This window comes from Shinella agrisoli (assembly GCF_046557955.1).
Lineage (GTDB): Bacteria > Pseudomonadota > Alphaproteobacteria > Rhizobiales > Rhizobiaceae > Shinella.
Window position 1 is genome coordinate 1 of sequence record NZ_JBJIEP010000030.1, and the last position, 21498, is coordinate 21498.

A 21498-nucleotide genomic window follows, 5' to 3' on the forward strand; every position below is an offset into this window, starting at 1 on the left:
GCCATCGTCGACGGCGTGCCGCTGCACGGAGCGCCGGGCGACGGGGCAAAGGCATCCCTCATGCTGCGACCGGAGCGTCTCTCCCTCGCGCGCGCGGCGGTTCCCGCAGGATTGGCCGTGACGGTGCGGGACATCACGTTCCTCGGCAACAATATCGAGGTCAGCACCGAGACCAGCACGGGTACGGATCTCGCGGTGCGGCTGCCGTTCGGCCATGAGGCGATTTCCAGCCTCGCGCGCGGCGACCGTGCCTGGCTGACCTTCGACACCGCTTCGGCCCACGCCTTCGCCTGAGACGACAGGAAGCGGCCCGGCCGAAGGGTGGCGGAGCAGCGGCTCAGCCGATCTTTTCGACGATGGGCGGAATCTGCACGACGGTCAGGTCCGTCGCGCCGGAATCGATGATGGCGAAGACCGCTTCCAGCATCTTCGTTACGTCCTGCCGCACCATCTCGATATGGTCGCCGAGCATGGCGACGAACGGGTCCCAGTCGAAGCAGCCGAGCTGCGGCACCCGGTCCGCATAGTGGCCGGAGCGGCGGATCCAGCGCATCACGCCTTCCAGGGAGATGGTCGAGTTGACGAACATGCCGCGCGGCAGGGGACTGACCCGCTCGGCAAGCTGCTTCATGGCGTTTTCCGCCTTGTCGGGCGCATAGCCGCAGGTCAGCACCAGCGTTTCGTCGACTGCGACACCCGCCTCCGCATGCGCATCGCGGAACCCTCGTACACGCTCCATCGTGTTGTGATCCGTGCCGCGGCCGCCGACGAAGAGCAGGGGTGTCTTCTCGCCGTACTCCTTCTCGCAATTGGCCAGCACGCGGCGGGTCAGCTCGAGCGCGCCGCCATAGTTGTCGGAGATGACGGAAGGGGCGCGGGAGCCGGGAAGATCGAGATTGATGGTCCTGACCCCCGCGGCGGCGCAGAGATCCATCACGCGGTCGGGATCGGTCGCCCCCGTCGCGATCAGGCAGTCGACCTGGTAGGACAGCATGGCGCGCGCGGCTTCCAGTTCAAGGGCCGGATCGCGCCGGGTGCAGGTGATGATCGGGAAGAGGCCGCGCTCGCGGGCCAGCGCCTCGAACTGCTCGACGATGGAGCCGAAATAGCGGTTGTCGTATTTCGGCACGATCATGCCGATGATCTTGGAGCGCTCGCGGCGCAGGACGCTCGCCTGCATGTTGAGCGCATAGCCCTGCTCCTCGGCGAGCCGGGTGATCTTTTCGGCAAGCTTGGCGCTGATGCGGCGCTTCTTCCAGTTGCCGTTCAAGACGGCGCTGACCGCACTGGCCGAGGTGCCCGCCAGCTCCGCCAGATCGTAGATGGTCGTCCTTTTGGTTTGACTCGTCCGGTTCACATTTCATCTCCGTTTCGCGAACCACCTTGACACCAATGGCGTTTGGTGGCAATTCTTGCTTCATCGATTGAGCAAGCATGCTCCATCGATGAAGTTGCCTGAACAGCAAGGCTGACCCAAGGGAGGAGTCAGACGGAGCATCGACCGGCCGGACGTTGTGGCATGGCCCCAGCGAACGATGATCCGCGCATCACAGATGCGCGGCGGCGGTCGGGCCTGTCGCCCTTGGCGGCTTGAGGTCGCCGGCGAACATCAATGCGAAAGTCAACCGTGGAGGAACCCAATGAAGACGCTTACCTATCTGCTCGCATCGACCGGCCTCGTCCTGTCGCTTGGCGGCGCCGCCTTTGCCCAGGAAGGTGCGACCGTCGCCTTCTTGATGCCCGACCAGGCTTCGACCCGTTACGAACAGCACGACTATCCCGGCTTCAAGGCCGAGATGGAGAAGCTGTGCCCGAGCTGCACGGTGATCTACCAGAACGCCAATGCCGACGTCGCGCTCCAGCAGCAGCAGTTCAACTCGGTGATCGCGCAGGGCGCCAAGGTCGTCGTGCTCGATCCGGTCGATTCCGCCGCCGCTGCCGCACTGGTCGAGATCGCCCAGTCGCAGGACGTCAAGGTGATCGCCTATGACCGTCCGATCCCGGACAAGCCGGCCGATTACTACGTCTCGTTCGACAACGAGGGTATCGGCAAGGCGATCGCACAGTCGCTCGTCGATCACCTGAAGGCCAAGGGCGTTCCGGACGGTTCCGGGGTCCTGCAGATCAACGGCTCGCCGACCGATGCGGCTGCCGGCCTCATCCGCGACGGCATCGATTCCGCGCTCGACGCCTCGCCCTACAAGACGCTGGCCGAATACGACACGCCGGACTGGGCGCCGCCGAAGGCGCAGGAATGGACCGCCGGCCAGATCACCCGCTTCGGCGATGAGATCAAGGGCATCGTCGCGGCGAACGACGGCACGGGCGGCGGCGCGATCGCGGCGCTGAAGGCGGCGGGCGTCAAGGAAATGCCGCCGGTGACCGGCAACGACGCGACGATCGCGGCGCTCCAGCTGATCATTTCGGGCGATCAGTACAACACGATCTCCAAGCCTTCCGAAATCGTGGCTGCCGCGGCCGCGAACGTCGCCGTGAAGCTGCTGAACGGCGAAACGCCGGAAGCCACGCACAAGCTCTACGAGACACCTTCGCAGCTCTTCGTTCCGGCTGTGGTGACGGCGGAGAACATCAAGGCCGAGATCTTCGACAAGGGCATCAACAAGCCGGAAGAGGTCTGCACCGGCGAATATGTTGAAGGCTGCCGCAAGCTCGGCATCATCAACTAATCCAGCCCATCGTGTCCGGCCATTTCTCGGCCGGACACCCCGATCAGTCGAAAGGTTGAGGGCCATGACAGCCACGCTTCAAAATGCTCCCGCCAAGGGAGAGCCGGTGCTGCGTCTTAGCGGCATATCCAAGAATTTCGGGGCCGTGTCCGCGCTGACGGATATAGAGCTCGAGGTGAAGGCCGGCGAAGTCGTCGCGCTCGTCGGCGACAACGGCGCCGGCAAGTCGACGCTGGTCAAGGTGCTCGCCGGCGTGCACCAGCCGTCGTCCGGCACGATCGAGTTCTGCGGCCAGCAGGTGACGCTCGACAGCCCCGCCAAGGCGCTCGACCTCGGCATCGCCACCGTATTCCAGGACCTTGCGCTCTGCGAAAACCTCGACGTCGTCGCGAACCTTTTCCTCGGCCACGAGCTTTCGCCCTGGGCGCTCGATGAAGTCGCTATGGAAGTGCGCGCCTGGACGCTCCTGCGCGAGCTTGCCGCGCGCATTCCCTCGGTCCGCGAGCCGATCGCCTCGCTCTCCGGCGGCCAGCGGCAGACCGTCGCCATCGCGCGTTCGCTGCTGCTCAATCCCAAGCTCATCATGCTGGACGAGCCGACGGCCGCGCTCGGCGTCGCGCAGACGGCGGAGGTGCTGAACCTCATCGAGCGGGTGCGCGACCGCGGCCTCGGCGTCATCATCATCAGCCACAACATGGAGGACGTGCGCGCCGTCGCCGACCGCATCGTCGTGCTCAGGCTCGGGCGCAACAACGGCGTCTTCACGCCGGATTCCTCGAACCAGGAGCTCGTCTCCGCCATCACGGGCGCAACGGACAACTCCGTCTCGCGACGCGCCGACCGCAAGGCCGGCCATGTCCAGGAAAACCAGGGAGGAACCGCATGAACCCGAATCCATCCCAGAATGTCCAGCCGATGCTGGACCGCAGCGACGAGCGCGTTCGCCACGACGACAGCCTCGCCGCCATGGCGCGCGGCTTCATCGACCGGGTGCGCTCCGGCGACCTCGGCATGCTGCCGGTCGCCGTCGGCCTCGTCGTCATCTCCGCCGTCTTCTCCGCGCTCAACCCGATCTTCCTTGCGCCGAACAACCTGGTGAACCTGCTGTTCGACTGCGCCACGGTCGGTGTCATCTCGCTCGGCATCGTCTGCGTGCTGGTGCTCGGCGAGATCGATCTTTCCGTCGGCTCGATGAGCGGCCTTGCCTCGGCGATGGTCGGCGTGCTCTGGGTCAATCAGGGCTGGCCCATCGTCGGCGCCATCCTTGCCGCCCTCGTCGTCGGCGCAGGGGTCGGCCTGCTCTACGCCACGCTCTACAATCGCCTCGGCATGCCGAGCTTCGTCGCCACGCTCGCCGGCCTGCTCGCGCTTCTCGGCATGCAGCTCTACATCCTCGGTCCGACCGGCTCGATCAACCTACCCTATGCCTCCTCGCTCGTCCGCTTCGGCCAGATCCTGATCATGCCTGACTGGCTGTCCTATACGCTGGCGCTCGCCCCGGGCCTCGTCATGGTAGGCCGTGGCCTCAGGACCCGCAGCCAGCGGCTTGCCGCGAACCTCTCCGCCCAGCCGATGCGGGCGCTGATCCTGAAGGCCGTCGTGCTGACGGTGGCGCTGGAAGCGGCTGTCTTCTACCTCAATCTCGGCCGTGGCATTCCGTGGATGTTCGCCCTTTTCGTCGCGCTTGCCGTCATCCTCAACTACGCGCTGACGCGCACGAAGTGGGGCCGCTCCATGTTCGCCGTCGGCGGCAACAAGGAAGCCGCGCGCCGCTCGGGCATCAATGTCCGCCGCATCTACATGAGCGCCTTCGTGCTCTGCTCGACGCTGGCGGCCCTCGGCGGCATCCTCTCGGCCTCGCGGCTTGCCTCCTCGAGCCAGCAGGCCGGCACGGGCGACGTCAACCTCAACGCGATCGCCGCGGCGGTCATCGGCGGCACCAGCCTCTTCGGCGGGCGCGGCAGCGCCTACTCGGCCCTGCTCGGCATCATCGTCATCCAGGCCATCTCGAACGGTCTGACGCTGCTGAACCTCTCGTCGTCGCTGCGCTACATGATCACCGGCGGCGTGCTCGCCATCGCGGTCATCGTCGACTCGCTCGCCCGCCGCTCGCGCGTCAGCCACGGCCGCGCGTGACAGATACTGGAATGGAGTTTGGAACATGGCTGACCTCATGAAGGGCAAGATCGCCGCCATCACGGGTGCCGCATCCGGCATCGGCCTCGAATGCACCCGCACCCTGCTTGCCGAGGGCGCGAAGGTGGTCCTCATCGACCGGGCTGAGGACAAACTGGAGCAGCTCTGCAAGGAGCTGGGTCCGAACGCCCTGCCGCTCGTCGTCGATCTCCTGAACCCCGCGGATGTCTCCGGCATGCTGCCGCGCATCCTCGACATCGCCGGCGGGCTGGACATCCTCCATGCCAATGCCGGCGCCTATATCGGCGGGCCGGTGGCGGAAGGCGATCCCGATGCCTGGGACCGCATGCTGAACCTCAACATCAACGCTGCCTTCCGCTCGGTCCACGCGGTGCTGCCCTACATGATCGAGAAGAAGACAGGCGACATCCTCTTTACCTCTTCGATCGCCGGTGTCGTGCCCGTCGTCTGGGAGCCGATATACACCGCCTCGAAATTCGCGGTTCAGGCCTTCGTGCACTCGACCCGCCGGCAGGTGGCGCAGCATGGCGTGCGCGTCGGTGCGGTGCTGCCCGGCCCGGTGGTGACGGCGCTGCTCGACGACTGGCCGAAGGAGAAGATGGACGAGGCGCTCGCCAACGGTAGCCTGATGCAGCCCAAGGAGGTCGCCGACGCCGTGCTCTTCATGCTGACGCGGCCGCGCAACGTCACGATCCGCGATCTGGTGATCCTGCCGAACAGCGTCGATCTGTGAGACACACGGCGGGCGGCCTCGGGCCGCTCGTCAAAGGCATTCCTGATTTGCAGGCGGTAGAACCATGAGCAATACTTCCTCCGCGCGCCCTGCGGGCGGCGAACGTTACCTTGTCGGCGTCGATGTGGGCACGGGAAGCGCGCGCGCCGGCCTCTTCGATCTTTCCGGCCGCATGCTGGCCTCGGGCAAGCGCGACATTTCGCTGTTCCGCGAGGCGGGCGCGATGGTCGAGCAGTCGAGCACGGAAATCTGGGCTGCCGTCTGCGCTGCGGTGCGCGACGCCGTCGCCAAGGCCGGGATCGCGCCCGAACAGGTGGCCGGCATCGGCTTCGACGCGACCTGCTCCCTGGTCGTGCTCGGCAGGGACGGCGCGCCGCTTCCCGTCGGCCCGTCGGAGGATCCGGAGCGCGACATCATCGTCTGGATGGACCATCGGGCGGTGGACCAGGTGGAACGCATCAACGCGCTCGGCCACGAGGTGCTGCGTTATGTCGGCGGGCGCATCTCGCCCGAGATGGAGACGCCGAAGCTGCTATGGCTCAAGGAAAACCGCCCGCAGGTCTTCGATGCCGCCTGGCAGTTCTTCGACCTTGCGGACTTCCTCACCTGGCGGGCGACGGGGGATCTTGCCCGCTCCACATGTACGGTCACCTGCAAATGGACGTATCTGGCGCATGAGAAGCGCTGGGATCCCGGCTATTTCCGCGGCATCGGCCTCGGCGTTCTGGCGGACGAGGATTTTGCCCGCATCGGCCAGCGTGTCGTCGAGCCCGGCACGCCGCTTGGCGCGGGGCTCGGCGCGCGTGCGGCGGCCGAGCTCGGCCTTGCCGCCGGCACGCCGGTCGGTGCCGGCATGATCGATGCCCATGCGGGAGGGATTGGGACGGTGGGTGCCGACGGTCCGCCGGAGAACAATCTCGGTTACGTCTTCGGCACCTCGTCCTGCACGATGACCTCGACCCGCGAGCCGGTCTTCGTGCAGGGGGTCTGGGGGCCGTATTTTTCCGCCATGGTGCCGGGCATGTGGCTGAACGAGGGCGGGCAGTCGGCGGCGGGCGCCGCCATCGAGCAGCTTCTGTCCTTCCATCCGGCCGCCGGCGAAGCTGCGGCGCTGGCAAGGGCAAGGGGCCTCTCCCTGCCGGTCCTGCTTGCCGGGCTGGCGGCGGAAAGGGCGCAGACGCTCTCCGGTGCCGTGGCGCTGGCGGACGGCCTGCATGTCGTGCCGGAATTCCTCGGCAACCGCGCGCCCTTTGCCGATCCCCATGCCCGCGCCGCCATCGTCGGCCTCGGCATGGAGCGCGATCTCGACAATCTCGTCTCGCTCTATGTCGCGGGTCTCTGCGGCATCGGCTACGGGCTCCGCCAGATCATCGATACGCAAGCCGCAGCCGGCGCGCCGATCGACAAGATCGTCATCAGCGGAGGTGCCGGCCAGCTCGATCTCGTCCGCCAGCTTCTCGCCGACGCGACTGGCAAGCCGCTGCTGGCGACGCGGGCGGAAGAGCCGGTCCTGCTCGGCGCCGCCATTCTCGGCAGCGTCGCCGGCGGCGCCTTTCCGGATGTGCGCTCAGCGATGGCGGCCCTTTCCGCGACCGACCGCACTTATCAGCCGGCCGGAGGCGAAGCCGCCGCTCTCCATGCAAGGCGCTATGATGCGTTCACGCGCCTGCAGGCGCTGGCCCGTGAAATCCGCTAGCTTCGACGCCTGCATAGGGCCGCCGTCGATGGCTCCGCATTCAGGTCCTCCTGCCACCCGTGCGCGGGCTGTCAGGCAAGGTCCCGGTCGTGTCCGGAACGCCGGGTCAAATCGTCCCGAACGGCCGTCGTCACCTCCATAACCGCGGAGGCGATGCCGGCCCGGCGTGCGGACTTGACGGAGAGCCGCTCGATCATCACCGTGATCTCGGGGTCGCCGGAAATCGCCACCACGTCGCTCGCGCAGGGAGCGACATCCCTCGATCCGCCATTGCCGGGTTGCTCGTCCATCTCAGCCCCGCGACGCTGCGGCTTCGACGACACGGAGGAAGCGGCGGCGCCTGACGCCAGCACGACGGCGACGAGGAAGAGAAGCCTGGGCCGGGCGGTGGACGGGTTCCAGGGATAGGCGAGGGACCGTCCCATCCTGCGCCGGGCGCCGGGATGACCTTCTCGGCCTGGTCCATGCGAGACGGCGACGTTTCGTTCGCTTCGAGGTCCATGACGAGCGATTTGCGGTGACGGTGGTTCGCTGCCTTGGTCACGATCGTGCTCCTTCCTGTAACTGGTTGACGGGAGCACCGTACCGGTCCCGGGTTTCTGCGGTTCGGGACGGATGTGAAGAAATGTAAAGGGCTGCGAGGCCGGGATCGCCTGTCCGGTGCGTTCAGTCCGCCCGAGCGATAGCGGCAGCTCGACCAGGAAGCGCGCGCCTGCGCTGTCCGGTCGCTCGTACCGGACGCGGCCCCATGGAGCTCGGCGATCTGCTTCACCAGCGCAAGGCCGAGGCCCCATCCGCCTGCCGCCTCCTCGAAACACCGATCACGGCCGCCTTCTTCCAGGAGGAGCGCGCCGGTGCGGTCGTTTCCTGGGCCCGATGTCCATCGGAATGGCTGTGGTTCGTGTCGTTGCTCATCGTTCTGCTCCTGCTTTGATGCCGCTCATGCGGGGATGGGAGCACCATAGGGAAGGCGGGCTTCTCGTTTTCGGGCCGAATGTAAAGAAGTGTGAAGCCGAAGCGGTTTGTCGCCCATGCGCCGAAGGCGGGCAAGGGCCTTGAAGACCGGTGGGAAGGAGGGTGCGGCTAACCTGCTTGTTCGACCACACGGGCATCCCGCTGCGGCACTGCCGGCGACCGGCGGCAGCCTCCAGGTCGTCGCCCGCCGAAATGCCGACCGCACGGCCCTTTGCGTGAAGCGCGGCGCGGCGCGCAGCCGCGGGCCGGCCCGACTATCGGATACGGGCGCCGGCTTTGTCGAACAGGAAGCATTGGTCGGCGGGAAGGCCGACGGTCAGGCGCTTGTGGTCATCTGCGCCGCGGAAGCCCTCGTGCTCGACGATGATGCGTTCATCGGGGGAGATGTCGGCATAGACATAGCTCGTGTTGCCGAGATGCTCGGCGACGTCCACGTCGAGCGTCAGGTCGGCGTCGCCTTCTCCGGCGGGGAGGAAATGTTCGGGCCGTATGCCCAGGCTGACCTCGTCGCCGGCTTCTGCGGATAGCGAGCGGACGGGAAGGCTGAGTTCCACGTCCGGCTGGCCGGCGAGCGCCACGGTGACCGAGCCGGATTGCGCGGCGATGACGCGGGCCGTCAGGAAATTCATGCGCGGCGAGCCGATGAAACCGGCGACGAAGGTGTTGGCGGGGTCATCGTAGAGGTCGAGCGGTGCGCCGACCTGCTCGACCACGCCGCCCCGCAGCACGACGATCTTGTCGGCCAGCGTCATCGCCTCCACCTGGTCGTGCGTGACGTAGATGATGGTCGATTTCAGCGCCTTGTGCAGCTTGGCGATCTCGACGCGCATGTGCACGCGCAGCTCCGCGTCGAGGTTGGAGAGCGGTTCGTCGAAGAGGAAGACGTCCGGATCGCGCACGATCGCGCGGCCGATCGCCACGCGCTGGCGCTGGCCGCCGGAAAGCGCTTTCGGCTTCCTCTCCATCAGCGGGCCGAGTTCGAGGATGCGGGCGGCATCGTCGACGCGCCGGTCGATCTCTTCCCTCGCCATGCCGGCGAATTTCAGCGCGAAGCCCATGTTCTCACGCACCGTCATGTGCGGGTAGAGCGCATAGGACTGGAACACCATGGCGATGCCGCGCTTTGCCGGATCGACGTCGTTCATCACCGTTCCGCCGATGGCAAGCTCCCCGGAGGTGATGTCCTCGAGGCCCGCGATCATGCGCAGGAGCGTCGATTTCCCGCAGCCGGACGGGCCGACGAAGACGACGAACTCGCCGGTTTCTATCGCCAGGTCCACGCCCTTGATGATCTCCAGGGCTCCGAAGCGCTTGCGTATGTCGGTGAGGCGAACATCGGCCATGGCAAAGTCTCAGCTGACGGTGAAGGTGACGGACCGGGGCGCGAAGCGGCGGCTTGTTACGGTAAGTTCGAGCTGACCTTGCTCTTCGCCCGCCTCGATCCAGAACCCGGTCGCGCCGCCCTTCAAGGTGTGATCGGCCGGGCCGATGATGCGGCCGGGTCCGGAAAGCGCAAGGGAGACCGGCTCCTCGAAATAGGGCAGCAGGTTGCCGCACTGGTCGAGCACGCGCACGACGACGCGCACCGCATCCTTCTCGCCGGCGCGCAGCGCCGTGTCGTCGGGGCACACTTCGAGCGTCGCCGGGACCGGATCGGCCGGCAGCGTCAGCGTCTTCACCGCCTTGCCGTCGACATAGCCGGTGAAGGTGCCCTCGCGCCAGACGCGGCCCCAGGTGCCGAATTCCTGCGGCGTGACGCTGCGCAGGTCGAGCACGACCGGCGGATGCGGCAGGTGGGGATAGGTCTCCCGGTCGGGATGGACGCGCTTGGCCGGCCATTCGCCGAATTTCACCTCGACATAGTCGCAGTTGGTGAGAATGATCAGCGGCAGAACGCCGCCGATGTTGCGCTCGCCGCGCGCCCAGAAGGTGACGGGCTGGAGCACCACGCCGTCCTTCGGATCGCCCTGCGAGGCATAGGCATAGGCCGCGAATTTCGGGATGCGGTACATGTCGAGCACGCCGTGATAGCAGATGCGGTCGCCCGAGCCGAAATCCTTGTGGGTGTTGTAGTCGAACATGCACCAGCCGGTGGAGCCGGAAATGTCGCCGTCGCCGGCCACCGCGTCGAGGATCAGGAGGTGGCGGGTCACGTGCTCGGCCTGGCGCTGTTCCTGGTCGAAGCGCTTGGTCGGATACATGTGGCCGTTATACTCGGTGATCATGTAGGGGATCGGCCGGGTGATGCCGGTCGTCTCCACCCGGTCGCGCAGCACGACGCGCCCGCGGTTGTTACCGGGCAGTTCCTCGCTGCCGAGGATGAAGTCGTTCATCGTGTAGACGTCTTCCAGGAGCTCCGAATTGGTGATGAAGCGCACGCCGCCGGTCTGGCGCGTCGGGTCGAGTTCGCGGGCGAGGCGGTTCGTCTCGGCGTAGAAATCGTGGTTGTCCTGGCTCTCGTTGATGCGCACGCCCCAGATGATGATGGAAGGATGGTTCCAGTCGCGCTCGATCATGCGGCGCACGTTCTCGATGGATTCCTTCTGCCAGGCCTCGCCGCCGATATGCTGCCAGCCGGGGATTTCCTCGAAGACGAGCAGGCCGATCTCGTCGCAGCGCTCGATAAACCATTTCGACTGCGGATAGTGCGAGGTGCGCACGATGTTGCAGGCGAGGTCGTATTTCAGGATGTCGGCATCCTTCTCCTGCGCGCGCCGGCCCATGGCGTAGCCGGTGTGCGGCCAGCTCTGGTGCCGGTTGAGGCCGCGCAGCTTGAGCGGCCTGCCGTTGAGCAGGAAGCCGTCCGGCGTGAAGAGCGCGGTGCGGAAGCCGAAACGCCGCGTCAGCACGTCCGCGCCATGCGCGGTTTCGAGATGCAGCGTGAGCGTGTAAAGCGCCGGATTGTCGATGTCCCATAGCTCGATGCCGGCAAGACCGGTGAAGGTGAGCGTCGCCTGCCTGCCGCTGACGGCGACGGAGGAGGCCGCGATTTCGCTTCCGTCCTTGCGGCTGATCCTTCCGGTGAGCGAGCCGGAAGCGGCGAGGTCCTGCGGATCGGCGAGGAAGACCCGGGCGGTGACGGTCTTCGCCTCCTTTAGCGCATCCGGCGTCTCGATCTTCACATTGGCGATCGACACGGGGCTTGCGACCTTCAGCCAGACGTCGCGATAGAGGCCGGCATAACAGAGATAATCGATCTGGCCGCCGAAGGGCGGGATTTCGGGGTTTTCCGAGCCGTCGATCTTCACGGTGACGAGGTTTCGCCCGCGCGTCAGATGCGGCGTCAGCCGGGCCTCGAAGGGGGTGTAGCCATCCTTGTGCGCGATGATCTCGGTTCCGTTGAGATAGACCACGCTGTCGGCCATGGTGGCGTCGAAGACGAGAAAGACCTCGCGGCCTTCGAATTCCGGCCTCCAGTCGAGCACCTTCTGGTAGGTGAAGGGCTTCTGGTACTCCGTCTCGTCGAAATAGTTGTAGGGCAGCTCGACGGCGCTGTGCGGCAGGCGCACGGTCTCGCCCTCCTGCAGCGCGCCTGCCTGCGCCCGGTCGAAGCCGTGGCGGAAGCGCCAGTTGGCGTTGAAGTTCTCGATGATGCGCATGAATTCAGTTTCCTATTTGACCGAGCCCAGCATGCCCTGGACGAACTGGCGTTGCATGACGAAGAAGACGAGGAGGGTGGGAAGCGTGGCGAGGATCGTGCCGATCATGACCACGCCGTAATCGGGGTAGTAGGCCGAGGCGAGCGAGGAGACGACGAGGGTGATCGTCTTGGTCTCGTTCGACTGGAGGACGATGAGCGGCCAGAGGTAGTTGTTCCAGTTCGTCATGAAGACGATGACGAAGGCGGCCGCATAGGTGGAGCGCATCACCGGCACGTAGATATAGAGGAAGATCTGCCATTCCTTGAGCCCGTCCACCTTGGCGGCATCGCGCAGCTCCGCCGGGAAGGCCTTGGTGGACTGGCGGAAGTAGAAGATGATGAAGGCGGAGGCGATGGTCGGCAGCATGATCGCGACGTGCGTGTTGATGAGCCCCGTGCGCGCCATCATCATGAAGAGCGGGATCATCAGTGCCGCGAACGGCACCATCAGCGTCAGGAGCACCAGCGAATAGATGCGGTCGCGCGCCTTCGACCTGAACATCTCGAAGCCGTAGCCGGCAAGCGAGGAGACGGCGATGGTGAGCACCGTCGCCAGCACCGCCACCTTGGCCGAGTTCCAGAAGATCAGCGGCACGTCGACCTGCGTGAAGAAGTTCGTGACGTTCGTGCGCAGCGCATCGCCGAAGCTGGTCTTGCCGCCGATGATCTCGATCGACGTGTTCGTCGAGCTGATCACCATCCAGAAGAACGGGAAGACCGAGAGGAACGCGGCAACGCCGAGGAAGGCATATTGCAGGGCCGTGCCGAAGAGGCGTGAGGCGTTCATGACCGGTCCCTCGCGGCATAGAACTGGAGGAACGAGAACAGCGCCACCATGACGACGATCACGTAGGAGATCGTCGCGGCGTAGCCGAAGCTCGGCATGAAGCGGAAGGTGAGGTTGTAGATGTAGAGCGAGAGCGTCAGCGTTGCGTTCGCCGGGCCGCCCTTGCCCTCGGTCAGGTTGTAGACCTCGTCGAAGAGCTGGATCGTGCCGATGGTCGAGATGATCGTGGTGAAGAGGATCACCGGCTTCAGCATGGGCACGGTGATGTAGAGGAAGCGCGCCCAGGCCGGCACGCCGTCGATCCTGGCGGCCTCGTAGATCGACTTGTCGATGTTCTGGAGGGCCGCGAGATAGAAGATCATGTTGTAGCCGGTCCAGCGCCAGGTGATGGCGAGGATCACCAGGACCTTCGCCCAGAAGGGGTCCGTCAGCCAGCCGATGGGCGAGGCGATGAGGCCGACCGCCATCAGCGCCTGGTTCACCACGCCGTCGACCGAGAACATGCTCTTGAAGAGCACGGAATAGGCAACCAGCGAGGCGACGCAGGGCAGGAAGATCGCGGTGCGGAAGAAGCCGATGAACCTGAGCCGGTCATCGTTGAGCACGGCGGCAAGCATCAGCGCCAGCACGATCATGATCGGCACCTGCACCACGAAGAAGGTGACGGTGTTGGTGAGCGCCTGGATGAAGACCGGATCGTTCCACAGCCGCACCACGTTTCCGAAGCCGGCGAACTTCATCATCATGCCCCTGCCCGAGAAGAAGGACAGGTAGAGCGAGCGCAGGATCGGATAGACGAGGAAGATCGAGATGAGCAGGATCGACGGGGCGATGAACAGCCAGCCGTTCAGATCGTAGTAGCGCTTCAATCCGCCTGTTTTGCCGGCAGCCATGGAACGACCTTCATTGCCGAGGGACAAGGCCGGAATGCCCGGCCTGGAGGCGGGGCATTCCGGCAGCGGGGCGGGCGGTCGCCGCCCGCCGGGAGGAACCTTACTGGATCTGGCCCTGGGCCTGGCTGTCGATCGCCGTCAGGACCTCGTCGACCGGCGCGCCCTGACCGAGCGAGGGCAGGTGCGCGGTCACGGCGGTATCCACCTCGTTGGTGAAGATGCCGTAATTGACCGCCGGGATCTTCGCGAGCCAGTCCGAGAAGTTCTGCCAGACCTTTTCGCCGCCGAAGAAGTCGTCCGCCTGCGAATAGGCGGCCCCGGTGCGGGCGGCGAGCAGCGAGCCGACGGCGCCGCGCTCGGTCAGGATCTTCTGGTAGAAATCGAGGTCCTTGGCATAGATCTCATTGAGGAAATCGATTGCCTCGTCCTTCTCGGCCGAGCTCTCGATCACATACCAGCTGGAGCCGCCGAGGTTCGAGGCGTTCGTGGCGCCCTCGACGTTCAGCTTCGGAATGGGGGCGATGCCCCACTTGCCCGCCTGTTCGGCCTGGGCCTTGACCGTGCCGGTGATCCAGACGCCCGTGGTGACGGTCGCGACGTCGCCGGAGGTGAAGGTCGAAACCCATTCCGTCCAGCCGGCGGCCGGCTTGTGGATGTTCGCCTGCAGGATCTTCTGCTCGGTTTCGAGCGCGGCCTTGAGAGCGGCATTGTTCTCGATGGCAAGGTTGCCGTCCTTGTCGAAGTACCAGCCGCCGGCGGACTGCATCAGGATGCGCACGAAGCCGGCATCGTTAATGTCGAGGCCGAGCATCTTCTTGCCGGTCTTGGCTTCCACCTCCTTGCCGATCTCGATGAAGCGGTCCCAGGTGAGGTCCTGCATGTCCTCCGGCTTGAAGCCTGCCTGTTCGAGATAGTCCTTGCGGTAGTAGAGGCCGGTGACGCCGGAATCGAACGGCATGCCGTAGACGGCGCCGTCGAACGTCATCAGCTCGACCTTGTAGGTCGCGAAGCCGGAGAAATCGATCTTGCTGGACAGTTCGGCGAAGGCGCCGGGGAAGGACTGGAGATATTTCTGCGCGCCGTAGTCCTCGATCAGCACGATGTCCGGCAGCGCATCGGTGGTGCCGGAGGAAAGGCCGGTCTGGAGCTTCTGCTCGACGTCCGCCTTGGCGAAGTCGACGATGTTGAAGGTTGTTTCCGGATGCTTCGCCGTATAGCGCGCTGCGGCTTCCTTCATGATGGCGACGTTGAAGTTCGGGTCCCAGCACCAGATGGTCACTTCACCGGCAAAGGCGCCGGTGGACGCCAAGAAGCCCGCGCCGGCAAATGCACCGGCCGCAAGGCGCGACAATATCCTGTTGTTCATCGTTTCCTCCCACGAAACTGGCGGGGCAGGTCTCCTCTCCTGCCGCCCACGCAAGGTTTACCGAATTTCGGGTAACGCGCAAGGAAAATTTAGTAAAAATTTATCATGCCTGTAAGGGATTCCCGAGGCTCAGGATTTCCGCGGCTTGCGGCAGCTCTCGCGCCAGACCAGTTCCGTGGCGATGCGGACCTGCTTGCCGAAGCTGCGGCCGGAAAGGCGCTCCAAAAGGAGGTCGACGGCCGTTTCGCCGATATGCTCGCCATGGATGCGCACGGTGGTGAGCGGCGGCGTCAGGAACTGGGCGACGGGGATGTCGTTGAAGGAGATGACGGCGATATCCTTGGGAATCGCAAGGCCCGCCTCCTGAAGCGCGCGATAGGCGCCGATCGCCATGTTGTCGTTCGAGGTGATGATGACGTCCGGCCGCTCGGCCAGCGCGAGGAGGTCGCGCGCGAGGCGATAGCCCGTTTCGAGCCTGAGGCTCTGCCCTCCGGAACAGTCGGCGAGCGCCAGGAGGTCGGGATCGAAGGTGCCTTTTCTCTTCTGCCAGTCGATGTAGGCAGCGCAGCGCTTTTCGGCGAAATGCTGCACGCTTCCGTTCAGCTTCTCATGGCTGCCGATGAAGCCGACGCGCCTGTAGCCGCTGGATTCCAGGGAATCGAGGATCTTTTCCGTGGCAAGCCCCACATCGGAGAAGACGCTGTCGATCCGGTCGCTCCTCGGGTCGAAATCGGCGAAGACGAGGTGCCGCGCATGCTCCGTCAGCCAGGCGATCTCGTCGTCGGAGTGTTTGCCGATGACGATCACGCCCGAGGCGCTTTCGAGGAGCCCGGCCTCCGGCAGCGCATCCGAATGGAAGACCTTCACGATCTCCGTCTTCAGGTCGCGGCAGCGGTTTTCGATGCCAAGGCGCACGCCGACATAATAAGGGTCGGCGATCTCGTCCGAAGGCTCGAGGAAATGCACGATCACGAGCCTGGTGAGCAGGCTCGGCGCGGCCTGTCCGTTTGCCCGGTTGCGGTTGCGCGGCGTCTCGTAGTTCAGCGCCTCGGCCGTCTCGATGATCGCCTGCCGTTTCGCCGGCGAGATCGACAAGGCCGGATCATAGTTCAGCACCCGCGAGACCGTGGCGGAGGATACGCCGACGGCCTTGGCGATTTCCTTGATCGTTACCATTCGGACATTCCGCTCCCTCATCCGCCCATCGTGCCACAGAAGCCCGAGAACCGAAATCGTTTTCAGTAAAATTTTACTTGCGCTGCAAGGCGTTCGGCAAGGCGCGACTGGCGATAACGGCGTAAATGCCGTGTGTTGCCCCTATAGCCAAGCGGTAAATTTTCCTCAAGGCATCGGTCCGATGCCGGAGTGCTTTTCCAGCCTTGCGACAGGCGCTGGAGCGCGGGATGGGCGGTCGCGGCGATGCTCAGGCCAGCTTCGGCGTGAGCATCTCGAACCGGTCGCGAATGGTCGAACAGGTATCGCCGCCCAGGCGGGCGATGGCGTCGATGACGTTCGGGTCGACATGCAGGCCTGCGTCCACGGCGCCTTCGCGGTAGTGCGCCAAGACGATCTCGCCCATGATGATCTGGCGCGACCTGCCGAGTTCCAGGGTGAGGTGGCGGCGGCACTCGAAGGCGGCCGGTGCCTCCTTGATCCAGGGCGCGGCGATCTTCTCGCCGGCCATGGCGGTCAGGCCGGCTTCCTTCAATTCATCGATGCCGCGCGGATACTTCGTGCCGCAGACATGCATCGCCTCGGCAATGGCGTGCGAGACGATGTTGACGGTGAAGACCTCCGTCATGCGGATGTTGTGGCCGGTATCCTTGAAGGACATGTCGGGATTGTTCTCGACGCCGATGGCGAGGATCGGCGGGTCCGCGGAGAGGCAGTTGAAGAAGCTGAACGGAGCGGCATTGAAGCGGCCATGCTCGTCGACTGTCGTCACCAGTGCGATCGGCCGGGGAATGATCGTGCCGATCATCAGCTTGTAGCGCTCACGTGCGGTGAGGGCGGTGAAATCGAAGGCGGTCCTGTCAGCCGGTTCGATCTCGGTGGTGCGGATGTCCATGAGATGGCTCATTCTTGATTCCATAATTGTATGCAATTTATTCGGTATTATGCATGCAAATATCTGCTGGTAAAGAGGCTGTGCCTCGCTATGCGGATGGTGCCTCCTCGGAGTCACGCGATATGAGGCAGGTCGTCGGCCGGGACGCCGTCGCGCACGACGATGCGGCCGCGGCGGATGACCGTGCGCTTCTGCGGCGTCAGCGCTACCGCCTCGGCGAGCGTGCGGGCCGGCACCAGCACCAGATCGCCGAAATCGCCTTCCGAAAGGCCGTAGCGGGCAAGGCCGATGGCTTCGGCGCCGCCGAAGGTGCAGATGCGGGCGGTCTCGGCCAGGTCCGCATCGTTGGTCATGCCGTTGCGCTGCGCCAGGTACTTTGCCCGTTCCAGCATGTCGCCGTTGCCCCAGGGCTCCCAGGTGCCCTGGATGCCGTCCGAGCCGGAAGCGACGGCCAGTCCGGCTTGCCGCATCAGGCGCAGCGGCAAGGCGGGAGCCGAAGGGCTGCCGACGGTCATCACCGCGATCCGCTCCGCCGCCAGCGCTTCGATCAGCACCTGCTGGCGCGCAGGCTCCAGCATGTCGAGGCAATAGGCGTGGCTCACCATGACGCGGTCCTGCAGCGAGAGGGCGCGGGTTCGCTCGACGATGAGCTCGAGGCAGAAGGCGCCGAGCTCGCCGGGCTCGTGCAGATGGATGTCGACGGGTTTTGCGTGGCGGTCGGCGAGCGCGAAGACCGCATCGAGATGGCGCACCGGATCGCGCTCGATGGTGGCGGGATCGATGCCGCCGACGATGTCCGCGCCGGCCTTCATGGCGGCGTCCATCAGCTCGAGCGTGCCCGCGCGCGTCAGCATCCCGCTCTGCGGGAAGGTGACGAGCTGCACGTCCACCAGATCGCGAAGCGCCTCGCGCGTTTCGAGGACGCCTTCGATATTGGCAAGGCCGATCTCGGTATCGACGTCGACATGGCTGCGGATGGAAAGGACGCCGTAGCGGAGCGTTTGCAGGATCTGCCTGGCCGATTGCCGGCGGGCGTCGATGCCGAGCTCGCGCTTGGCCCTGCGGTCTGCGAGGATCCGGTCGTTGCGGGTCGGGCCGACGCGGTTATCGAACCAGTCCATGCCGATCAGCGTCTTGTCGAGATGGGTATGCGCCTCGACCAGGCCGGGCAGCACGATATGTCCCGTGGCGTCGATTTCCCGTGCCGGCCGATCGCCTCCGTCCGTGTAGAAGCGGCCGTTGCGGATGACGAGGTCCACCGGGTCGCCGCCCATGGGACGGGCGTTGCGGATGAGGATGTCTGCGGTCATGGCTGTTTTCCTTTCAAGCGAGCCCGGCGCGCTGCATCGCGAGCCGGAAGGCCCTTTCCGCGCGGTCGAGGATGGCGGCTTCGTCCTGCCCGACCAGCCTGCGCGCGCGCATCAGCACGCGGCCGCCGACGATCGTCGTGTCCACGTCCGCGCCGTTGGCGAAGCGCGCGAGGCGCTGCACCGGATCGACCGGCGGCCAGAGGTGCGGCTGGCGCATGTCGACGAGCAGGATATCGGCGCGCTTGCCGGTCTCCAGCGAGCCGATCTCGCTTTCCATGCAAAGCGCGCGGGCGCCTTCGATCGTCGCCATTTCGAGAAGGTCGATCGGCGGCAGCACGGCGTCGTCGCGGAAATGGCGCGCATGATAGCGGTGCGCCTGGAACATGTTGCGGAACATGTCGAAAGACCGGTCCGGCGCGGCCGCGTCCGTGCCGAGGGAGACGGTGATGCCCTCGGCCCTCAGTTCCGGTGCCGGGCAGCGCCCGAAGACGGACATCAGCGCACTCGGATTGTGCGCCACCTTGGCGCCGGTGCGTTTCAGGACGGCCCGGTCGCCGTCCGTGAGGTCGATGCAGTGGGCGAGCAGCGAACGGTGGTCGAAAAGGCCGAGTTTTTCGTCGTTGGCGGCGATCGATCCGTCGCGGTGGCCGTCCTGGACGAGGAGCACGCCCTTTTCAGCGGCTAGCTGCCGCGCCTTTCGGGAAAGGGCGAGCACGTCGGTATCCTTTAGTTCCTCGGCATTGAAGACCGGGAGGGAAACCGCCAGCCGTACCCGGTCGCTGCGGTCCGTCCAGGCGTCGATCAGTGCGGCGCTGACGTCCAGTTGCGCCTCCGGCAGGACGGCGACATCCCGGCAGGAGCCACTCTCGTACCGGCGGTATGCACTTTTCATTGACGGCCGGTTGGGCCCGACCGCAAGCACCTCGCGCACGCCCATGTCGGCGATGGCACCGAGATGCGCCTCGGCGGCCTCGGGAGCCTCGGTGCGCATGATGTCCGGCCCGCCGCCGAAGAGCAGGGCGGCCGTGGTCGTGCCGCACCTGATGCGCTCGGCCGCCGAAAGCGCCGCTTCAGCGGCCCAGAATTCCGGATCTGTGGCCTGTGCGTAGATCCGGCCGGTGACCGTCATCCAGTCCTCGGAATTGCTGCCGAGGCCCTTGGTCAGCATGTGTCCGGCATGGGCGTGCGTGTCGATGAGGCCCGGCATCACCACCATGCCGGCGGCGTCGATCCGTTCCGCCCCCTCCGCCGCCTGCGGCGCTCCCTCGCCGATGGCGGCAATCCGCCCGTCGCTTACCAGCACATAGCCCTTGTCGAAGACGCGCCGGCCGGCGTCCATGGTGACGATCATGCCATTCTCGATCAGCAAGGTCTTCGGCATTGCAAATCCTCCCGCAAAAATTGCATACACTATATTGCCTTATGTGTGCGCAAAAATTGAATCACCTATCTTGATATTGTGCGCGCATTATGTACAGTCATATCGAAAATAACAGCATGCAAAATTTTGGGAACAAGCATACAAACTTGGGAGCATTCTCGTGAAGACCTATTTGAAGACCCTGCTGGCGGGGCTGGCGGCCCTGATGCCGCTTTCCGCGCCGTCGCTTGCCGAGACGCTGCGCTGGTCGGCTTCCGGCGACGTCATTTCCTATGACCCCAACGCGCAGGTCGACAGCTTCACCCAGAGCGTCCAGCATATGGTCTTCGACCCGCTGGTCCGCCGCAACAAGGACCTGAAGCTGGAGCCGGCGCTCGCCACCTCCTGGGAAATCGTCGAGCCGACCCGCTGGCGCTTCAAGCTGCGCCAGGGCGTGAAGTTCCATGAAGGCCAGCCCTTCAATGCCGATGACGTGGTGGCGACGATAGAGCGTCAGATCGATCCCGGCGCGCGCAACCGCGAAAACCTCTCCGCCGTCACCGGAGTCGAGAAGGTGGACGACTACACGGTGGACCTCATCCTGCGCGGTCCCTATCCGCTGCTCCTCAACGACCTTGCCGCCATCTACATTCTGAGCAAGCCGTGGATGGAGGAGCACGACGCGCTGAAGCCCGGCAACACCGCGACCGGCGTCGTCACCTATGCCAGCAACCACGCCAACGGCACCGGCCCCTTTCGGCTCAAGAGCTACGAGCCGGATTCCCGCTCGGTCTTCGAGGTGAACAAGGACTGGTGGGATACCCCGCAGCACAACCTGACGGAAGTGGAGTTCCGCCCGATCGCTTCCGACGCCACGCGCGTCGCAGCGCTGCTTTCCGGCGAGGTCGACATGGTCGTTCCGGTTCCGTTGCAGGACGTCGACCGCATCGCCGCGACCGAGGGCCTCAAGGTGGTCGAGAACCCGTCTCTGCGCACCATCATGCTGGCGCTCAACTTCAGGAAGGAACTGCATGCCGCGCCCGGCGTGCCGAACCCGATGCTGGATGTGAAGGTGCGCCAGGCGCTCTCGCACGCCATCGACCTCGACACGATCCAGAAACGCCTGATGCGCGGCAAGTCGCGCGTCGCCGCCATGCTGGTCGCCCCGGCCGTCACCGGTCATGACGATGCGATCGACGTGCCGCCGGCATACGATGTCGACAAGGCGAAGGCGCTGCTCGCGGAGGCCGGCTATCCCGACGGCTTCAAGACGGGGCTCTCCTGCTCGAACGACCGCTACATCGCCGACGAGCAGATCTGCCTTGCGATCTCCTCCATGTGGGCGAAGATCGGCGTGCAGGTCGATCTTAGCGTGGAAAGCAAGACGACCTATTTCCCGCGCATGGATAACGGCGAACTCGACGTCTACATGCTCGGCTGGGCCTCGCTGCCGCCGATGGACGGCTACAGCGTGCTCCAGGCGCTGCTCGCCACCAATGACGGCACCTATGGCGGCAGCAACCCCAACGGCCTTTCCGATCCGCGCATCGATGCGCTCGCCCGCTCGGCGGCGGTCGAACTCGACGAGGCGAAGCGCGTCGACATGCTGAAGGAGGCCTTCCGCATCACCCGTGACGAGGCGTTGTTCATTCCGCTGCACCAGCAGCCGGTGGCCTGGGCGATGAGCGAGAAGGTCGACATTCCGCAGTTCCCGGACGAATACGTCCGTCCCTGGTTCGCGAAGGTCAGCGAGTAAGGTTTCTCCCGAGGCGTGGCCCCGGCAGGCGAAAGCAGGCCGGGGCCGTCCGCCATCCGGCCGATCCTCC

Annotated in this window: 19 protein-coding genes; 8 read left to right on the top strand and 11 right to left on the bottom strand. The window is 65.3% G+C overall.

Translation table 11 applies throughout. The features are described 5' to 3' along the window. Positions 1 to 294, top strand: a 294-nt coding sequence (locus ACIIOY_RS23615) for a TOBE domain-containing protein (protein ID WP_411037122.1), incomplete at its 5' end; no start/stop codon positions are given. Between the two features lie 43 nt (positions 295 to 337). Here ACIIOY_RS23615 and ACIIOY_RS23620 read toward each other — a convergent pair. Beyond that, on the bottom strand, positions 338 to 1357 hold the full coding sequence (locus ACIIOY_RS23620; RefSeq protein WP_411037123.1) for a LacI family DNA-binding transcriptional regulator: 1020 nt from the start codon (positions 1355 to 1357) through the stop codon (positions 338 to 340). A gap of 283 nt (positions 1358 to 1640) precedes the next feature. On the opposite strand from ACIIOY_RS23620, the gene ACIIOY_RS23625 reads away from it, so the two are divergent. From ACIIOY_RS23625 to ACIIOY_RS23645, 5 genes are all read left to right on the top strand, one after another. Next, positions 1641 to 2687 (top strand): ABC transporter substrate-binding protein, encoded by a 1047-nt coding sequence (locus ACIIOY_RS23625; RefSeq protein ID WP_411037124.1) that lies wholly within the window; start codon positions 1641 to 1643, stop codon positions 2685 to 2687. 64 nt (positions 2688 to 2751) lie between these two features. Continuing rightward, positions 2752 to 3573 (top strand): ATP-binding cassette domain-containing protein, encoded by an 822-nt coding sequence (locus ACIIOY_RS23630; protein ID WP_411037125.1) that lies wholly within the window; start codon positions 2752 to 2754, stop codon positions 3571 to 3573. Continuing rightward, a complete protein-coding gene (locus tag ACIIOY_RS23635; protein WP_411037126.1) occupies positions 3570 to 4823 on the top strand; it encodes a sugar ABC transporter permease in 1254 nt (417 codons plus the stop codon). Before ACIIOY_RS23630 ends, ACIIOY_RS23635 begins: the two co-directional genes overlap by 4 nt. Before the next feature lie 25 nt (positions 4824 to 4848). After that, positions 4849 to 5577, top strand: coding sequence for an SDR family oxidoreductase (locus ACIIOY_RS23640; RefSeq protein ID WP_411037127.1), 729 nt, complete (start codon positions 4849 to 4851; stop codon positions 5575 to 5577). Between the two features lie 64 nt (positions 5578 to 5641). Further along, positions 5642 to 7273, top strand: coding sequence for an FGGY-family carbohydrate kinase (locus tag ACIIOY_RS23645; protein WP_411037128.1), 1632 nt, complete (start codon positions 5642 to 5644; stop codon positions 7271 to 7273). 71 nt (positions 7274 to 7344) lie between these two features. On the opposite strand, the gene ACIIOY_RS23650 is transcribed toward ACIIOY_RS23645, so the two are convergent. Then, positions 7345 to 7698, bottom strand: a complete 354-nt coding sequence (locus tag ACIIOY_RS23650; protein ID WP_411037129.1) for a hypothetical protein — start codon at positions 7696 to 7698, stop codon at positions 7345 to 7347. Between the two features lie 323 nt (positions 7699 to 8021). Here ACIIOY_RS23650 and ACIIOY_RS23655 point away from each other — a divergent pair, with 323 nt between their 5' ends. Next, positions 8022 to 8207, top strand: coding sequence for a hypothetical protein (locus ACIIOY_RS23655; protein WP_411037130.1), 186 nt, complete (start codon positions 8022 to 8024; stop codon positions 8205 to 8207). 295 nt (positions 8208 to 8502) lie between these two features. On the opposite strand, the gene ACIIOY_RS23660 is transcribed toward ACIIOY_RS23655, so the two are convergent. The 9 genes from ACIIOY_RS23660 to ACIIOY_RS23700 all read right to left on the bottom strand — a co-directional run bounded on the left by ACIIOY_RS23660 (position 8503) and on the right by ACIIOY_RS23700 (position 19693). Further along, complete coding sequence (locus ACIIOY_RS23660) at positions 8503 to 9591, bottom strand: ABC transporter ATP-binding protein (protein WP_411037131.1); 1089 nt, start codon at positions 9589 to 9591, stop codon at positions 8503 to 8505. Positions 9592 to 9600: 9 nt separating this feature from the next. Then, entirely contained in the window at positions 9601 to 11847 is a 2247-nt protein-coding gene (locus ACIIOY_RS23665; protein WP_411037132.1) for a glycoside hydrolase family 2 protein, read from the bottom strand. A 12-nt stretch (positions 11848 to 11859) separates the two neighbouring features. Next, complete coding sequence (locus ACIIOY_RS23670; RefSeq protein ID WP_411037133.1) at positions 11860 to 12675, bottom strand: carbohydrate ABC transporter permease; 816 nt, start codon at positions 12673 to 12675, stop codon at positions 11860 to 11862. Further along, the gene (locus tag ACIIOY_RS23675) at positions 12672 to 13568 is read right to left on the bottom strand and encodes a carbohydrate ABC transporter permease (protein WP_411037134.1); all 897 of its coding nucleotides are present in this window, start codon (positions 13566 to 13568) and stop codon (positions 12672 to 12674) included. The genes ACIIOY_RS23670 and ACIIOY_RS23675 overlap by 4 nt, the downstream gene beginning before the upstream one ends. Positions 13569 to 13668: 100 nt before the next feature. Further along, positions 13669 to 14934 (bottom strand): ABC transporter substrate-binding protein, encoded by a 1266-nt coding sequence (locus ACIIOY_RS23680; protein WP_411037135.1) that lies wholly within the window; start codon positions 14932 to 14934, stop codon positions 13669 to 13671. A gap of 129 nt (positions 14935 to 15063) precedes the next feature. Beyond that, positions 15064 to 16110, bottom strand: a complete 1047-nt coding sequence (locus ACIIOY_RS23685; protein ID WP_411037136.1) for a LacI family DNA-binding transcriptional regulator — start codon at positions 16108 to 16110, stop codon at positions 15064 to 15066. A gap of 247 nt (positions 16111 to 16357) precedes the next feature. After that, positions 16358 to 17014, bottom strand: coding sequence for a flavin reductase family protein (locus ACIIOY_RS23690; RefSeq protein WP_411037137.1), 657 nt, complete (start codon positions 17012 to 17014; stop codon positions 16358 to 16360). A 101-nt stretch (positions 17015 to 17115) separates the two neighbouring features. After that, positions 17116 to 18312: an amidohydrolase gene (locus ACIIOY_RS23695; RefSeq protein ID WP_411037138.1), complete on the bottom strand. Its 1197-nt coding sequence runs from the start codon at positions 18310 to 18312 to the stop codon at positions 17116 to 17118. 13 nt (positions 18313 to 18325) lie between these two features. Next, positions 18326 to 19693 (bottom strand): amidohydrolase family protein, encoded by a 1368-nt coding sequence (locus ACIIOY_RS23700; protein ID WP_411037139.1) that lies wholly within the window; start codon positions 19691 to 19693, stop codon positions 18326 to 18328. A gap of 160 nt (positions 19694 to 19853) precedes the next feature. Between ACIIOY_RS23700 and ACIIOY_RS23705 the strand changes: the two genes are divergently transcribed. Further along, positions 19854 to 21428 carry an ABC transporter substrate-binding protein gene (locus tag ACIIOY_RS23705; protein ID WP_411037140.1) on the top strand — a complete coding sequence of 525 codons (1575 nt, stop codon included), beginning with the start codon at positions 19854 to 19856 and terminating at the stop codon, positions 21426 to 21428. Positions 21429 to 21498: the final 70 nt, after the last annotated feature.

Excerpts from the sequence above, each read along its gene's own strand:
- ACIIOY_RS23685 (WP_411037136.1), bottom strand. The coding sequence starts at position 16,110 with ATGGTAACGATCAAGGAAATCGCCAAGGCCGTCGGCGTATCCTCCGCC.
- ACIIOY_RS23660 (WP_411037131.1), bottom strand. The coding sequence starts at position 9,591 with ATGGCCGATGTTCGCCTCACCGACATACGCAAGCGCTTCGGAGCCCTG.
- ACIIOY_RS23690 (WP_411037137.1), bottom strand. The coding sequence starts at position 17,014 with ATGAGCCATCTCATGGACATCCGCACCACCGAGATCGAACCGGCTGAC.
- ACIIOY_RS23630 (WP_411037125.1), top strand. The coding sequence starts at position 2,752 with ATGACAGCCACGCTTCAAAATGCTCCCGCCAAGGGAGAGCCGGTGCTG.
- ACIIOY_RS23625 (WP_411037124.1), top strand. The coding sequence starts at position 1,641 with ATGAAGACGCTTACCTATCTGCTCGCATCGACCGGCCTCGTCCTGTCG.
- ACIIOY_RS23650 (WP_411037129.1), bottom strand. The coding sequence starts at position 7,698 with ATGGGACGGTCCCTCGCCTATCCCTGGAACCCGTCCACCGCCCGGCCC.
- ACIIOY_RS23640 (WP_411037127.1), top strand. The coding sequence starts at position 4,849 with ATGGCTGACCTCATGAAGGGCAAGATCGCCGCCATCACGGGTGCCGCA.
- ACIIOY_RS23670 (WP_411037133.1), bottom strand. The coding sequence starts at position 12,675 with ATGAACGCCTCACGCCTCTTCGGCACGGCCCTGCAATATGCCTTCCTC.
- ACIIOY_RS23655 (WP_411037130.1), top strand. The coding sequence starts at position 8,022 with ATGGAGCTCGGCGATCTGCTTCACCAGCGCAAGGCCGAGGCCCCATCC.
- ACIIOY_RS23665 (WP_411037132.1), bottom strand. The coding sequence starts at position 11,847 with ATGCGCATCATCGAGAACTTCAACGCCAACTGGCGCTTCCGCCACGGC.
- ACIIOY_RS23695 (WP_411037138.1), bottom strand. The coding sequence starts at position 18,312 with ATGACCGCAGACATCCTCATCCGCAACGCCCGTCCCATGGGCGGCGAC.
- ACIIOY_RS23645 (WP_411037128.1), top strand. The coding sequence starts at position 5,642 with ATGAGCAATACTTCCTCCGCGCGCCCTGCGGGCGGCGAACGTTACCTT.
- ACIIOY_RS23675 (WP_411037134.1), bottom strand. The coding sequence starts at position 13,568 with ATGGCTGCCGGCAAAACAGGCGGATTGAAGCGCTACTACGATCTGAAC.
- ACIIOY_RS23635 (WP_411037126.1), top strand. The coding sequence starts at position 3,570 with ATGAACCCGAATCCATCCCAGAATGTCCAGCCGATGCTGGACCGCAGC.
- ACIIOY_RS23680 (WP_411037135.1), bottom strand. The coding sequence starts at position 14,934 with ATGAACAACAGGATATTGTCGCGCCTTGCGGCCGGTGCATTTGCCGGC.
- ACIIOY_RS23700 (WP_411037139.1), bottom strand. The coding sequence starts at position 19,693 with ATGCCGAAGACCTTGCTGATCGAGAATGGCATGATCGTCACCATGGAC.